Annotated in this window: 15 protein-coding genes and 4 pseudogenes; 12 read left to right on the top strand and 7 right to left on the bottom strand. The window is 72.0% G+C overall.

Translation table 11 applies throughout. From position 1 onward, the window contains the following. Positions 1-379: 379 nt before the first annotated feature. Complete coding sequence (locus ElP_RS39175; protein ID WP_197447211.1) at positions 380-541, bottom strand: hypothetical protein; 162 nt, start codon at positions 539-541, stop codon at positions 380-382. An 81-nt stretch (positions 542-622) separates the two neighbouring features. Between ElP_RS39175 and ElP_RS41655 the strand changes: the two are divergent. After that, positions 623-1,877: pseudogene (locus tag ElP_RS41655) on the top strand (IS701 family transposase); the annotation flags it as partial. Positions 1,878-2,091: 214 nt separating this feature from the next. Then, a protein-coding gene (locus ElP_RS36450; RefSeq protein ID WP_145279710.1) for an IS5 family transposase occupies positions 2,092-2,899 on the top strand; the annotation gives its coding sequence in 2 pieces (ribosomal slippage) (positions 2,092-2,181 and positions 2,183-2,899; 807 coding nt in all). A 777-nt stretch (positions 2,900-3,676) separates the two neighbouring features. On the opposite strand, the gene ElP_RS36440 is transcribed toward ElP_RS36450, so the two are convergent. From ElP_RS36440 to ElP_RS36430, 3 genes and pseudogenes are all read right to left on the bottom strand, one after another. Next, positions 3,677-4,252, bottom strand: a complete 576-nt coding sequence (locus ElP_RS36440; protein WP_145279725.1) for an IS110 family transposase — start codon at positions 4,250-4,252, stop codon at positions 3,677-3,679. Between the two features lie 402 nt (positions 4,253-4,654). Next, positions 4,655-4,831 carry a hypothetical protein gene (locus ElP_RS40410; RefSeq protein WP_231749933.1) on the bottom strand — a complete coding sequence of 59 codons (177 nt, stop codon included), beginning with the start codon at positions 4,829-4,831 and terminating at the stop codon, positions 4,655-4,657. 373 nt (positions 4,832-5,204) lie between these two features. Next, positions 5,205-5,429: pseudogene (locus tag ElP_RS36430) on the bottom strand (transposase); the annotation flags it as partial. A gap of 284 nt (positions 5,430-5,713) precedes the next feature. Here ElP_RS36430 and ElP_RS41565 point away from each other — a divergent pair. The 6 genes and pseudogenes from ElP_RS41565 to ElP_RS36410 all read left to right on the top strand — a co-directional run. Beyond that, positions 5,714-5,776: pseudogene (locus ElP_RS41565) on the top strand (hypothetical protein); the annotation flags it as partial. Between the two features lie 2 nt (positions 5,777-5,778). Further along, positions 5,779-6,135, top strand: a complete 357-nt coding sequence (locus ElP_RS36425) for a hypothetical protein (RefSeq protein WP_231749932.1) — start codon at positions 5,779-5,781, stop codon at positions 6,133-6,135. Between the two features lie 69 nt (positions 6,136-6,204). Beyond that, a complete protein-coding gene (locus ElP_RS36420) occupies positions 6,205-6,675 on the top strand; it encodes a hypothetical protein (RefSeq protein ID WP_145279723.1) in 471 nt (156 codons plus the stop codon). After that, on the top strand, positions 6,620-7,249 hold the full coding sequence (locus ElP_RS36415) for a hypothetical protein (RefSeq protein WP_145279722.1): 630 nt from the start codon (positions 6,620-6,622) through the stop codon (positions 7,247-7,249). The genes ElP_RS36420 and ElP_RS36415 overlap by 56 nt, the downstream gene beginning before the upstream one ends. A gap of 136 nt (positions 7,250-7,385) precedes the next feature. Continuing rightward, positions 7,386-7,703 (top strand): hypothetical protein, encoded by a 318-nt coding sequence (locus tag ElP_RS40400; protein ID WP_231749281.1) that lies wholly within the window; start codon positions 7,386-7,388, stop codon positions 7,701-7,703. Continuing rightward, the gene (locus ElP_RS36410) at positions 7,661-8,044 is read left to right on the top strand and encodes a hypothetical protein (RefSeq protein ID WP_231749282.1); all 384 of its coding nucleotides are present in this window, start codon (positions 7,661-7,663) and stop codon (positions 8,042-8,044) included. Before ElP_RS40400 ends, ElP_RS36410 begins: the two co-directional genes overlap by 43 nt. 381 nt (positions 8,045-8,425) lie before the next feature. Here ElP_RS36410 and ElP_RS36405 read toward each other — a convergent pair whose 3' ends face one another. Continuing rightward, on the bottom strand, positions 8,426-9,805 hold the full coding sequence (locus ElP_RS36405) for an apiosidase-like domain-containing protein (protein WP_231749948.1): 1,380 nt from the start codon (positions 9,803-9,805) through the stop codon (positions 8,426-8,428). 552 nt (positions 9,806-10,357) lie between these two features. On the opposite strand from ElP_RS36405, the pseudogene ElP_RS40395 reads away from it, so the two are divergent. Further along, a pseudogene (locus ElP_RS40395) lies at positions 10,358-10,540 on the top strand (DEAD/DEAH box helicase); the annotation flags it as partial. 97 nt (positions 10,541-10,637) lie between these two features. Here ElP_RS40395 and ElP_RS40390 read toward each other — a convergent pair. Continuing rightward, entirely contained in the window at positions 10,638-11,066 is a 429-nt protein-coding gene (locus ElP_RS40390) for a hypothetical protein (protein ID WP_231749947.1), read from the bottom strand. On the opposite strand from ElP_RS40390, the gene ElP_RS40385 reads away from it, so the two are divergent. Further along, positions 11,065-11,361 carry a helicase-related protein gene (locus tag ElP_RS40385; protein WP_231749946.1) on the top strand — a complete coding sequence of 99 codons (297 nt, stop codon included), beginning with the start codon at positions 11,065-11,067 and terminating at the stop codon, positions 11,359-11,361. The genes ElP_RS40390 and ElP_RS40385 overlap by 2 nt on opposite strands. 70 nt (positions 11,362-11,431) lie before the next feature. Here the strand turns inward: ElP_RS40385 and ElP_RS40380 are convergent, their stop codons facing one another. Next, positions 11,432-11,641, bottom strand: coding sequence for a hypothetical protein (locus tag ElP_RS40380; RefSeq protein ID WP_231749945.1), 210 nt, complete (start codon positions 11,639-11,641; stop codon positions 11,432-11,434). 350 nt (positions 11,642-11,991) lie between these two features. On the opposite strand from ElP_RS40380, the gene ElP_RS40375 reads away from it, so the two are divergent. Next, complete coding sequence (locus tag ElP_RS40375) at positions 11,992-12,468, top strand: hypothetical protein (protein ID WP_231749944.1); 477 nt, start codon at positions 11,992-11,994, stop codon at positions 12,466-12,468. A 369-nt stretch (positions 12,469-12,837) separates the two neighbouring features. Further along, positions 12,838-14,073 (top strand): transposase (locus ElP_RS36395; RefSeq protein WP_197447223.1); only part of this gene is annotated, 1,236 nt, incomplete at its 3' end.

The following is a 14,073-nucleotide window of genomic DNA, read 5'->3' as shown; positions in this document are numbered from 1 at the left end:
TTCAATACCGTACATGCGGGCCGATCGACCGATCATAATCCCTTGATCGTTTTTGCCGCGAGTCGGGAAGTACCTGCTGGCGATGACCTCTCCGGCTTGCTCTACGCTGATGCGGATCCCCCACAGCTGATTGTCGACGTCCGAGAAGCGTGCCTGGAGGATGTGCGGGAATATGGAGGTCGCACTTTCGGCATGGCTGACATCGATCTGGAATAGATGCGTTGACGTTTCGTTGTGCCACTTAACCCAGTGGAGCGGGTCGGATTGTTTGACCGCAATCCAGCGATCTTCTGCCCACTCGCCGGCATCCTGAAGGCTCACGATCAACGCATCCCAGGCATCCCGGCCGGCCGAGCCGACGGCGTTGCCTAGTGCGGTCTCAAGCGACTTGTTGTGTGATCGGGTCCGATGGCTCGCAGCCGTAGTAGACGCAGACCCGCTCCACGACCTCGGCCGCCGTCAGCTTCCGCTGCGGCTCGACGAGGGCCCGCTTGCCGTGGACCCACTTCGGCTCGATGGCGTTGAGCCACGGGGCCTTCACCGGCAGCCGGCAGGCGACGGTCCTTAGTGCTACTCCGTTAAATCATACGAACGATCGACTGCTGCGGTTCGTACCGAGGGTATGAACCGGACCTACACCCCCGACTTAAACCCCGACGTCCTCGACCGCCTCGCCGCGTATGCCGCCTCCTTCCGCGCCGACTTCAACCGGCCCCGCCAGGCCGCCTGGTGCGGCGTCTACCTCCGCGGCCTGGTCCAGGACGGGGACCGCAAGAGCGTCGAGCCGATGGCCGCCCGCGTCCCCCTGTCGGAGGGGCTCGACGTCGCCGACCCCGACCAGGCCCTGCAGCAGTTCCTCGGCCAGAGCACCTGGGACGAGCAAGCGGTCCTGAGCCGCTACCGGGCCACGATGGCGGCGAAGTTCGCCGACCCGGCCGGCATCTTCGTGATCGATGACACCACCTTCCCCAAGCAGGGCACGCACTCCGTCGGCGTGCAGCGGCAGTACTGCGGCGCCCTGGGCAAGAAGGCCAACTGCCAGTGCGCCCGTCAGCGTCCACTACGTCGCCCCGAGGGGGCACTACCCGCTGAACATGCGGCTCTACCTCCCGGAGGGCTGGCTGGCCGACCCGAAGCGACTGGATAAGGCCAAGGTGCCCGAGGCCGAGCGGCGGTCGCTGACCAAGGGTCAGATCGCCCTGGAGTTGCTCGACCGCATCCGCGCCGAAGGGCTGCCGGGCGGGCTCGTCGTGGCCGACAGCGGCTACGGCGTCTCGGGCCCGTTCCGCGACGGCCTGGCCGAGCGGGGCCTGCACTACGTCGTCGGCGTGACCGACGAGATGCTGGTCTTCACCGAGGAGCCGAGGTGGGACGAGCCCAAGGCCGGGACGGGCGGGCGGCCGCAGAAGCGGCGTCGCCTGGCCGAGGGCTCGCCCCGGCCGGTGGGCCTGAAGGAGCTGGCGGCGCGGACGCCGCGCCGGAAGGTGACGTGGCGGGAGGGGACCAAGGGCCCGATGTGGGGCCGATTCGCCTGGCTGCGCGTTTGGCCGGGCCAGGGATGGGCGACAGGCGATTGCGCCGGGGCGGAGCCGATCTGGCTGCTGATCGAGGAGCAGGCCGACGGCAAGCTGAAGTACGCCTTCAGCAACCTCCCGGCCGATACCAGCCGGATCCGCGCGGTGCGCCTGTGGCGGAGTCGCTGGCCGGTGGAGCTCGGGTACCAGCAGATGAAGGAGGAACTGGGGCTGGACCACCACGAGGGCCGCTCGTGGCGGGGCTTCCACCATCACGCCTGCCTGGTGATGTTGGCCTTCGGGTTCCTCACCCTGGAGCGACGCCGAGCCCGTCGGGGGCGATCCCGGCCGGGCAAAAAGGGGAGGCCGAGCGCCGGTGATCACGGTGCCGGCGATCCGCCGGGCGTTGCAGCGGCTGCTGGCGCCGGTCAGCCGGCCGGACTGCGCGCACTGCCGGCCCTGGCTCACCCGCTCCAAGACCAAGCTAACGGAGTAGTATTAGAAGCCCTGACAAAACCGTGTGGCATGGAGTTTGCGCCCTGGTGCTGTTTTCCTCCGAACCGAAGGAGACACCACCATGGCGAGCGCCCACATGCCGGACGAGTTCTTCGATCTGGTTGCCCACCACCTGCCGCCGGAACCGGCCATCGGCCCCTACGGCGGGCGTCCCGCCGATCGGGCACCGGGTCGCCCTGCGTGTCATCTGGTTCGTCCTGGCCACCGGCAATCGCTGGGAGGATGTCCCGCAGGAACTCGGCTGCTCAGGTCGCACCGCCCATCGCCGGCTGCGGGCCTGGGAGGAGGCCGGCATCTGGGACCGCCTCCATGCCGACCTGCTGAGGCTGCTCCGCAAGGCTGGCAAGCTGGAGACCGACACGGTGGTCGTCGACGGCGTGACGGTGCGGGCCTTCGGCGGCGGCGAGGCGACCGGCCCGAGCCCCGTCGACCGCAGCAGGAAGGGCACGAAGCACACGGTGATGGTCAGTCGCACCGGAGTGCCGCTGGCGATCCGCACCGCCGGGGCCAACGAGAGCGACCACCGCCAGATCATCCCGCTGGTGCTCGACTTCCCGAGCGTCGCCGGCAAACCGGGCAGGCCGAAGCAGTTGCCGGATGACCTGTATGCCGACCGGGGCTACGACAGCGAGGGGACGAGGGCGTTACTGCGTTGGATGGGCATCGAGCCGCACATCGCCAAGCGTCGGACACCGCACGGCAGCGGGCTGGGCAAGGTCCGCTGGGTGGTGGAGCGGACGATCGGCTGGATCAAGGGCCTGCGGCGGATGCGGGTGCGGTACGACCGGCTGGGGGTGATCCAGGACGCCTGGACGACCCTGGCGGCCTGTGTCATCTGCTTCCGTATCCTCCACCAGGATGTGATGTGATTCACCCGGTTTTTGTCAGGGCTTCTTACGCCCCCCTCGGCCTTCGCCCGGCGGTCGTGCGCCTTGATCCGGGACCGGGCCCGCTTGCCGACGTGCCAGGCGGCGTTGTCCCAGACCGGCGGCAGGGCCGTCTTGCCCTCGGCGGCCAGCCGCTCGCGGGCCCACGCGAGGAAGTCCTCGGTCACCTGGCTGACCGGCCGGCCCCGGACGAACCGCAGCAGCATCCCCCCGGTCTCGCCGCGCAGCAGGCCGTAGCAGGCCGGCGCCTGCCGGCGCAGCAGGCCGTAGCAGGCCGGCCGCCTCGGGGTCGGGGTCGGGGGTCGGGGTCGGTGGCCGGCTCGTGCAGCCGCAGCGGCTCGCCGCCGGCCCAGGCGTGCAGGCCCGGCCGGGCCAGGCGGCTCCACCAGAGCCTCGCCCTGGAAGCCGAGCACCCAGCCCGATGGGCCTCCGCCAGGCGGATCAGGCGGTCGCGTGCCCCTGCTATGAGGCCGGTTGTCAAGGGGCGAGATGCGGAGCCCGAGGCGTGGGAGGATCGGCCTGCTCTTCGTGCTCGGGGCACGGGTTAGGGTCTGCGATCGCGAACGAGGGCCGCCCTCTTCTTCCGCGGGCCTCAGCCCGCCGGGGGCGCGACGCGGTCACCTCACTCGCAGATCCTCACTGGCTCGGGGTCGTCCTGCCCCACTCGACGGTCGCTCGGGCAGGGGTCGCGGCCGCGAACCGGGCCGCTCCGGGGTTGCCGGGGCCGGGCCGGGCCGCCAGGCGGCCGCCCGGTAGGGCTCACCGCTGAGGCTCAGCCGCCACAGCAGGATCGCCAGACGCCGGGCCATCCCGCGATGGCCTTCTTGCCGTTGCCGGTCGTGGCGACCAGCCGGCGGTATCGCGCCTTCGCCGCCTCATCGCCGGCGACCCACCTCCGGGCCGCCTCGACGGGCGCCGTCCGCGGCGTCGCGCAGACCTGTTCGCGATCGGCGCCCGCGCCGCGGCGGCGACTCTCGGCAGGCGTCGGGGGGCGCGGGCCACCCGCTCCCGATCATGCTGCCGCTCGTCGAGCATCACGTCCGGGCGGAGCCGCGGCTCGGGGGTCAGCTCCAGCCGGCGAGGGGCGTCGACCGACGCGGCCGTCCAGCGGGTCAGCCCCGCCGGCTCGGCGATGCCATGCTGGAGGAGGAACGCCTGGACCTGTTGCTGGGCCGCGCGGAGCTTGCGGGCCAGCTGCTCACGCAGCCGCAGGACCCGGCGGTCGGCTCCCTCCCGCTCCTCGGGGACGCGCACGGGTTGGAGCGGCCCCTTCCGGGCGAAGACGGCCAGCTTGCGGCGGTCGAGCCGGTCGCTCTCGGCCTCGGGGCCCGGCATGGTGGGGGTCTTCGGCGGGGCGATCACCCGGCTCGCAGCCCGGAGGACCTGAGCCGTCGGGCCAGCGTGAAGCCGGTCGGACCGGCCTCGTAGACGACCCGGGCGACTTGCGAGCCGATGGGCTTGGGCCGCTCGCTGAGCGACTCGGGGTCGGCGGGCGGGTCCGGGAGGCGACGAGCGACCCCCGCAGGTCGGTGACGACGGCGACGTGGTGGCTGGCCTTGTGGACGTCGACGCCGACGTGGGCCGTCTCGCCGGAGTCGAGGCGGGGCGTCGAGGACGTCGAGGAGTTCGGGCGACGAAGCGGACCTTCTTCTTGGTGGTGGTGGTCATGGCCGAGGTCTCCGGGAAGGGGACGAGCGTGTCACTCGCTCAAGCCTGCCTCCCGAACGGCTCCGGCCTTCATGCTCTCTCCTTGCGCAGATATGAGGGGCCGGGGCTGGTGATCCAGTCCTCGGCCCGTCTCCAGCCGACGCCGCCGAGGCGCTCCAGGGCCTGGCGGATCGCCTCCCCGCTGACGAGCCGGGCGGTGAGGCCCTCGGCGAAGGCCGCCCCGGCGGCCGGCTCCGGGGTCCACAACGAGGTCGGCTCGCCGAAGTCGCGGGGGCTGCGGTGCAGCAGGGCCCGCGGCCGCTCGCACCCGCGTCGTCGATCCCGGGGCGGGCCGACGCGGGGCGGTGGGACTTCTCGCGCAGGCAGTCGGTGCCCGGCGGCGAAGGCCCGCAGGGCGTTGCGGGCGGTCTGGGACGGGCGGCCACACCGGGGGGCGATCTGCGAGGGCTTGAGGCCCTCGGCGCTGGCCGCCAGGATCCGGCAGCGGCGCAGGGTGAAGGCCGAGGGCGAGCGGGGGCCGGCCCGGATCGCTGATGCTCGTCGGGGGTCAGCGTCGGACGCGACGATCGGACGGAACCAACGGAGGCGTTGGGACGAGGCTTTGATCTCAGATTTGCGGTCAATTCGTTGGCGGATTCATGGCCAGCTTGATCATGCCCATGAAGGTGATCGCCAGCTTCTCGTGGCGGGTCCCGATCCGCCGGCTCTCCTTCAGCCAGTTGATGCACCGCTCCACCACGTTGCGGCGCCGATAGCTCGGCTTGTCGAAGTGCCGGCTCCGACGCTGGTCCTTGCGGCTGGGGATCACCGCCTTGATCCGCCGCCGCCGCAGGTAGCGGCGGACCCGCGATCAGTTCGACGGCTCGGCGCCGGCGGCGTTCCAGTTCGCCTGCGGTCCCGATGGGCCTCATACCGGTACTACGCCGCAAACCCCCAGGTGTTTCTTTGGCCAGGATGGAGTCAATAGCCGAGCGCCGCGGGCCGTTCCCTCCTAGTGCAGGTCCAAGGATGATCCTTTGCGGGCCGATCGTCGTAGGAGTGGTATGGTCCCACCTCTCTTCGTCCGACCGCTGACCCCGACGAGCATCAGGCGATCCGGGCCGGCCCCGCTCGCCCTCGGCCTTCACCCTGCGCCGCTGCCGGATCCTGGCGGCCAGCGCCGAGGGCCTCAAGCCCTCGCAGATCGCCCCCCGGTGTGGCCGCCCGTCCCAGACCGCCCGCAACGCCCTGCGGGCCTTCGCCGCCGAGGCACCGACTGCCTGCGCGAGAAGTCCCACCGCCCCGCGTCGGCCCGCCCCGGGATCGACGACGCCGGGTGCGAGCGGCCGCGGGCCCTGCTGCACCGCAGCCCCCGCGACTTCGGCGAGCCGACCTCGTTGTGGACCCCGGAGCCGGCCGCCGGGGCGGCCTTCGCCGAGGGCCTCACCGCCCGGCTCGTCAGCGGGGAGGCGATCCGCCAGGCCCTGGAGCGCCTCGGCGTCGGCTGGAGACGGGCCGAGGACTGGATCACCAGCCCCGGCCCCTCATATCTGCGCAAGGAGAGAGCATGAAGGCCGGAGCCGTTCGGGAGGCAGGCTTGAGCGAGTGACACGCTCGTCCCCTTCCCGGAGACCTCGGCCATGACCACCACCACCAAGAAGAAGGTCCGCTTCGTCCGCCCGAACTCCTCGACGTCCTCGACGCCCCGCCTCGACTCCGGCGAGACGGCCCACGTCGGCGTCGACGTCCACAAGGCCAGCCACCACGTCGCCGTCGTCACCGACCTGCGGGGCCTCGTCGCCTCCCGGACCCCGCCCGCCGACCCCGAGTCGCTCAGCGAGCGGCCCAAGCCCATCGGCTCGCAAGTCGCCCGGGTCGTCTACGAGGCCGGTCCGACCGGCTTCACGCTGGCCCGACGGCTCAGGTCCTCCGGGCTGCGAGCCGGGGTGATCGCCCCGCCGAAGACCCCCACCATGCCGGGCCCCGAGGCCCGAGAGCGACCGGCTCGACCGCCGCAAGCTGGCCGTCTTCGCCCGGAAGGGGCCGCTCCAACCCGTGCGCGTCCCCGAGGAGCGGGAGGGAGCCGACCGCCGGGTCCTGCGGCTGCGTGAGCAGCTGGCCCGCAAGCTCCGCGCGGCCCAGCAACAGGTCCAGGCGTTCCTCCTCCAGCATGGCATCGCCGAGCCGGCGGGGCTGACCCGCTGGACGGCCGCGTCGGTCGACGCCCCTCGCCGGCTGGAGCTGACCCCCGAGCCGCGGCTCCGCCCGGACGTGATGCTCGACGAGCGGCAGCATGATCGGGAGCGGGTGGCCCGCGCCCCCCGACGCCTGGAGGAGTCGGCCGGGGCGGGCCGCCATCGCGAGACGGTCGCGACGCCGCGGACGGCGCCCGTCGAGGCGGCCCGGAGGTGGGTCGCCGGCGATGAGGCGGCGAAGGCGCGATACCGCCGGCTGGTCGCCACGACCGGCAACGGCAAGAAGGCCATCGCGGGGATGGCCCGGCGTCTGGCGATCCTGCTGTGGCGGCTGAGCCTCAGCGGTGAGCCCTACCGGGCGGCCGCCTGGCGGCCCGGCCCGGCCCCGGCAACCCCGGAGCGGCCCGGTTCGCGGCCGCGACCCCTGCCCGAGCGACCGTCGAGTGGGGCAGGACGACCCCGAGCCAGTGAGGATCTGCGAGTGAGGTGACCGCGTCGCGCCCCCGGCGGGCTGAGGCCCGCGGAAGAAGAGGGCGGCCCTCGTTCGCGATCGCAGACCCTAACCCGTGCCCCGAGCACGAAGAGCAGGCCGATCCTCCCACGCCTCGGGCTCCGCATCTCGCCCCTTGACAACCGGCCTCATAGCAGGGGCACGCGACCGCCTGATCCGCCTGGCGGAGGCCCATCCGGGCTGGGTGCTCGGCTTCCAGGGCGAGGTCTGGTGGAGCCGCCTGGCCCGGCCGGGCCTGCACGCCTGGGCCGGCGGCGAGCCGCTGCGGCTGCACGAGCCGGCCGCCGACGCCGCCGACACCGACCCCGACCCCGAGGCGCCGGCCTGCTACGGCCTGCTGCGCGGCAGGCGCCGGCCTGCTACGGCCTGCTGCGCGGCGAGACCGGGGGGATGCTGCTGCGGTTCGTCCGGGGCCGGCCGGTCAGCCAGGTGAGCGAGGACTTCCTCGCGTGGGCCCGCGAGCGGCTGGCCGCCGAGGGCAAGACGGCCCTGCCGCCGGTCTGGGACAACGCCGCCTGGCACGTCGGCAAGCGGGCCCGGTCCCGGATCAAGGCGCACGACCGCCGGGCGAAGGCCGAGGGGGGCGTAAGGACCGTCGCCTGCCGGCTGCCGGTGAAGGCCCCGTGGCTCAACGCCATCGAGCCGAAGTGGGTCCACGGCAAGCGGGCCCTCGTCGAGCCGCAGCGGAAGCTGACGGCGGCCGAGGTCGTGGAGCGGGTCTGCGACTACTACGGCTGCGAGCCATCGGACCCGATCACACAACAAGTCGCTTGAGACCGCACTAGCTCGCGTCAGGAGCAGGGCCGTCGCGAGCCGGGTCTGGGCCTGGTCATCCAGCATGGACATGAGGAACGGCCACCGGACCGGCCGGTGGCGGGGGGCCGAAGTATCGCGCGGACGGGCCGGTCCGGCGGGATCGAGCGCACGCTGGGGGCCAGGGTCTTGCCCATCATGCCGTGCTCGTCGCGGACGTGGCTGAGCAGGTAGCCGACCTCGTGGACCAGGACGATCAGCAGGTCGATCCGGCGGGAGGCCGGGCCGCGGCGGCGCGGAGGTCCGTGGTGCTCATGACGATCTCCCGGGGTGGCCGGCCGTCGCGGCGCTACGGCGCACTTCGGCCGGGCAGGGAGAAGCCGGCGGTCTCGTCCTCCAGGATCAAGACCCAGTCGTGCCCCGGGCCGGAGCTGGGGGGCGTGAAGCCCTGGAAGGCGGAGGTCGTGGCCGTGTGTGAAAGTGGTGGGCGACCCCGTAGCGGGGATCGTACCAGATCTGCTTGATCCGACGCCCGCTCAGCCTCGTGTCGTCGACGGCGAACGGCTCCCCCATCGGCGAGTAGATGAAGGCGAAGGAGCCGTCCCGGGCGCGGGCGGCTCGGACCTTGGCGCCCCCGCTGGTCGGGCCGCCGACGATCATCGCCGGGTCGGGCTCCAGCTTCTCGAAGGGGCGGGACTCGAAGAGCCGCCTGACGAGCCGCATCTGGAAGGCGCCGGGGTGGTCGATCGCCTCCCACCAGGGGATGTCGGCGTGCAGGACGGGGTCCCGGCCCGGGACCCACATCTGCCAGACGTTGTTGTTGCCGTAGGTGTGCCCGGCCGCCCCGGCCAGGAGCGACCAGTAGGCAGCCCGGCGGACGTCGAACGCGTCGAAGCGGTCCAGGGGGTCGGCGTTTCGGAAGTAGAAACCGACGGGGATTGCCTCGTAACGCGGCTCTCCGTCGAGCGTCGGCCGGGCGGGCTCGAGCGCGCGGTCGTGCTCGGCGAAGAGGCCGTTGTCCAACTCCCGGGACGCATGAGACGACTGATACATGTGGAAATCCAGCCAGTCGGCCCCGTGGACGAGGTCGGACGACCGGCCGGGGCCCCTCGGGTGGTAGGTCATCAGGTGTGCCCCGCCGTCCCCCTCGGCCAGGCCGGCGGCCATGGCGTCGACGATGGCACGCTCCTCGGGCCCCTCGATCGTGTTGTCGCCGCCGAGGATCCAGACGAGGTCGGCCTCCCGGTAGCGAGCGCCGAGGAACCGGCCGAATGACCGAGCGTTCTCGGGCGTGAAGATGGAATCGGGCAAGTCGAGCTTCCAGTACTTCCCCCAGGTCGGCAGCATGCCGACGACGAGCCCCCGGTCGTTCGCCAGCCGGACGATCACGTCGACGTGCTCGAAGTAGGCGTCGACCGGCCGGCTCGGGTCGCGGTCCTCCAGCGGCAGGTCGCCGTTGGGGTTGGGAACGTCCAGGCCACCCAGCTCGGCCAGGACGACCGCCTGGACGACGGTGAAGTCCTTGGAGGCCCGGTCGTCGAGGTAGCGGCGGGCCTCGTCGAGGTCGAGGCGGTGGAACAGCTCCCAGGCCGTGTCGCCCAGCCAGAAGAAGGGGGTGCCGGCCGGTCGGGCGAGGTGCCGGCCGTCGTCGCCCACCAGGAGCCCCTGCGCGGGGGCCGACGCCGACGACGCCAGCCAGCCGACGACCACGGTCAGGGCCGCCGCGGCCCGGCCGGCGGGGCGGGCCGATCGCCGGACGTCCCGGATGCCCTGTCGCGCCATGTCACCCTCCGTCGCCGGGCCGTACCGGGCCGGGGAGCGGTAGGGGATGTGCCCCGACGCCGCCCCGGCCGTCGGGGACGAGGTCGATCCGTCGCGGCCCGATGCCGCTGGCGAGGGCCCTGTCCGCCGATGCCCGTCGGCGTACGATAACCGCCGGCCGGCCGCGTTGACAGGCCCCGGCGTCGTGTCGCGGGAGGATGGGTGACGACGAGGCCCCAAACTCTTGCCATGGAATTCACCCTCCGGACGACTACTCCGAAGCGAGCAGAGGCGTCGGTTGACCTGGTGAGGGCGCCTCGAACATGCGTTCTCGCGCGTCTCGTCGAGGAGCGACCGGGTTTCGCGAGGGCGCGTCGGCGGTCACACTGGAGGGGGCCTCGCGTGGGAGGCCGACCCGGGGCTTGGCGTCCGGTCCGGTTCTCCCGGTCAGTTCGCGGGGCAGGCCCGAGTCTGGCCCATGCGATCGAATCTCGATAAAGTTCCTGCTTACCAGCCCGGGGGATTGCGGCCGATGCCGTTGGAGATTCCGACGCGACGAGTTGTACGTGCGGTATGTGGACCAGCTGCCCTACGAGCCCTACCCCGTCCAGGACGCCGCGCTGGGCCTGGTTCGAGTCCGAGCAGGGGGTCCTCGTCTGCGCCCCGACGGGCACGGGCAAGACCCTGATCGCCGAGGCGGCCCTCTTCGAGGCGCTCCATACGGGAAAGTCGGCCTACTACACGACGCCCCTGATCGCGCTGACCGAGCAGAAGTTCCAGGAGATGCAGGACCGCGCCGTCGAGTGGGGCTTCCGCCGCGAGGACGTGGGGCTGGTCACCGGCAGCCGCAAGGTCAACCCCGAGGCCCCGGTGCGTCGTCGTGGCCGAAATCCTCCTGAATCGGCTGCTCAACCGGTTCGACTTCTCCGGCGTGACGGCCTGCGTCATGGACGAGTTCCACAACTTCGCCGAGGTCGACCGCGGGATCGTCTGGGAGCTGTCGCTCGGCATGTTGCCCGGCCACGTCCGCCTGCTGCTGCTCTCGGCGACGGTCGGCAATTCGTACGAGTTCGTCAGCTGGTTGGACAGGCAGCACGGCCGCACGATCAGGCTGGTGGAGGGCAAGGAACGACGGGTGCCGCTGACCTACGAATGGGTGCCCGACCGGTTCCTCAACGAGCAGCTCGTCGTGATGGCGGCCGGCGACGAGGAGGGCCCCCGGACGCCCGCCCTTGTCTTCTGCTTCGACCGAGGAGTGCTGGAGCGTCGCCGAGAACGTCATGGGCAAGGACCTCAACCTGTCCGACGCGCAGAAGAAGGAACTCCACGACCGGGTCGACGCGCTCGACCTCGGCCAGGGGGCCGGCCCCAAGCTCAAGCGACTGCTCCACCGCGGGGTCGGCGTCCACCACGCGGGGCTCCTGCCGAAGTACCGCCTCGCCGTCGAGGACCTCTTCCAGCGCAAGCTCCTCCCCGTCGTCGTCTGCACCGAGACCCTGGCGGCCGGCATCAACCTCCCGGCGCGCTCGGTGGTGCTCTCGTCGCTGGTGAAGGGCCCCTTCGCGCGAAGAAGCTGATCGGCGCCAGCATCGCCCACCAGATCTTCGGCCGGGCCGGCCGCCCGCAGTTCGACGACCGGGGCTTCGTCTACGCCATCGCCCACCCGGACGACGTCGACATCGAGCGGTGGAAGGCGAAGTACGACGCCATCCCCGAGGACACCCGCGACCCGGGCCTGCTGAAGGCGAAGAAGGCCCTCAAGAAGAAGAAGCCGAGGCGCCGCGAGACCGAGCAATACTGGGTCGAGGGGCACTTCAACCAGCTCCAGGCCGCCCCGCCCGGCAAGCTGTCCAGCAAGGGGCCGCTCCCCTGGCGGCTGCTGGCCTACCTGCTCGAGGTCTCGCCGGAGGTCGAGGGCATCCGCGTCGCGGTCCGCAAGCGGATGATGGACGACCCTCGGATCGCCGCGGGCGAGAAGGCGCTCGACCGGATGCTGCTGGCCCTGCACGACGGCGGGTTCGTGACCCTGGGCCCCGAGCCGCCGGCGCCCCGGAGGCCGGCCAGCCCCCGACGCCCTACACGCCGACCGTGGCCCGGCCGACGCCGCGCTGGGGAGGCTGCTGGCGTTCCGGAGCATCCATCCCCTCTACGGCGCCTTCCTGGCCGAGATCCTGGCCGGGGCCGATGCCGACGAGCGCGTGCAGGCGATGGAGAGCACCCTGGAGATGCCCGGCCCGGTCCGGAGGCGTCTCCGGGTCCCGTTCAGACTGCTGGAGTCGGGCGCCCTGGCCACCTCGATGCTCGACGCCGAGCTGATCCAACGCGGGCTCATGGCCGCGCAGGTCGAGGAGGAAGAGGAAGAGGACGATAGGGACGATTGGGAGAAGAGGCCGCCGACCCTGGCGGAGAAGCTCCGGTCCTACTTCGACCACTGCTACCCCGACTTCACCGACGTCCACACGCACCCGATCTGGTGCGTCGGCGAGCTGCTCGATTACGACGGCAACTTCAACAAGTTTGTGACGAGCGTCGACCTGACCAAGCAGGAGGGGATCGTCTTCCGCCACGTCCAGCGGATGATCATGCTCTGCGGCGAGTTCGAGCGGGCCTGCGCCCTCGATGCCGACGCCGGCCCCCCGCCCTCGCCTGGCGGGACGAGCTGCGCGAGCTGGCCGCGAAGCTGACCGAGAGCTGCCGGGTCGTCGACCCGACCAGCACCGATCAACTGATCGCGAGGATCGGCGAGCCCGACATGATCGATGCCGAGGCGGCGAAGCTCGCGGGCGGGGCGACCTAAGGACAGGGGCCTGATCGCCTTCTGCCCGGCTCTTTCGCACGATCTCCGGATTTGAGATCTCGACTTTCAAAACTTGATCACAAGCACGGGGCCTAGCTTGGCGCCTTCCGACATCCCGGAGTCGTTGCCAGGAGGCGATCGGGGAGGGATGTGCGGGCCTGCCTTCGCCTTTGATCCTGCTGGCGAATCCGAGATCGACCAGCGGGTGGGGCTTACGCTACGTCCCAGGGGAATCCCACCCGGACGGAGCCCGCACATGTCGCTTCACCCACGGCCGATCGGATCGGTGCCCGAGGAGGCCGCCCGCGTCGCGCACGCCGCCTTCCCCGGTGGCAACACCTACATTGCCCTGCGCGATGAGCTGGGCACGATCTTCCGAGACGACGACTTCGCCGACCCGTACCCGAGCCGCGGCCGCCCCGCTGAGTCCCCCTGGCGGCTGGCCCTCGTGACCGTCTTCCAGTTCGCCGAGGGGCTGTCCGACCGCCGCGCCGCCGACGCGGTGCGCGGGCGGATCGACTGGAAGTACGCCCTCGGCCTGGGGCTCGACGACCCCGGCTTCGACGCCTCGGTCCTCTGCGAGTTCCGGGCGCGGCTCGTCGCCGGCTCGGCCGAGGGGCGGCTGCTCGACGCGCTCCTCGATCTCTGCCGCGGGCGCGGCTGGCTGAAGACCCGCGGCCGCCAGCGCACCGACGCGACGCACGTCCTGGCCCGCGTCCGCAACCTCGACCGGCTCGAGTGCGTCGTCGAGACGATGCGCCACGTCCTGAACAGCCTGGCAGCGGCGGACCCAGAGTGGCTCCGCCGTCAGGCCCGGGCGGAGTGGGTCGAGCGCTACGGCCGGCGAGCCGAGGAGTCCCGGCTCCCGGACTCCGAGGAGGGCCGCCGCGCCCCCGCCCGGGAGGTCGGCAAGGACGGCCACGCCCTGCTGGCGGCGGCCTACGACGCCGGCGCCCCGCCCTCGGTCGCGCGATCGCCGGCGGTCGAGACGCTGCGCCGGGTCTGGGTCCAGCACTTCCTGGTCGAGGCCGGCGGGCTGCGTTGGCGGGCCGAGGGTGACGGCATCCCGCCCTCCGCCGCGTCGATCAACTCGCCTCACGACTCCGAGGCCCGGTACGGCAAGAAGCGGTCGACGATCTGGGTGGGCTACAAGGCCCACCTGACCGAGACGTGCGACGACGAGTCGCCCCACCTGGTCGTCCAGGTGACGACCGCGCCGGCGCCGGCGGCCGACGGCGATGCCCTGGCCGGGATCTACGAGCAGCTGGGCCGGAAGGATTCGCTGCCGGGCAAGCACCTAGCGGACACCGGCTACATCGACGCCGAGCTGCTGGTCAGCAGCCGCCGCGACCACGGCGTGGAGCTGATCGGGCCGACGCGGCCGGACTACGGCTGGCAGGCCCTGGCCGGCGGCGGCTTCACGGCGTCGGACTTCGCCATCGACTGGGAGGGCAGCCGGGCCACCTGCCCGGAGGGGCGCGTCAGCTCGGGG

Origin of the sequence: Tautonia plasticadhaerens, assembly GCF_007752535.1 — a bacterium.
In the GTDB taxonomy this organism is placed as follows: domain Bacteria; phylum Planctomycetota; class Planctomycetia; order Isosphaerales; family Isosphaeraceae; genus Tautonia; species Tautonia plasticadhaerens.
This window is presented reverse-complemented; position numbering and strand designations above follow the sequence as displayed.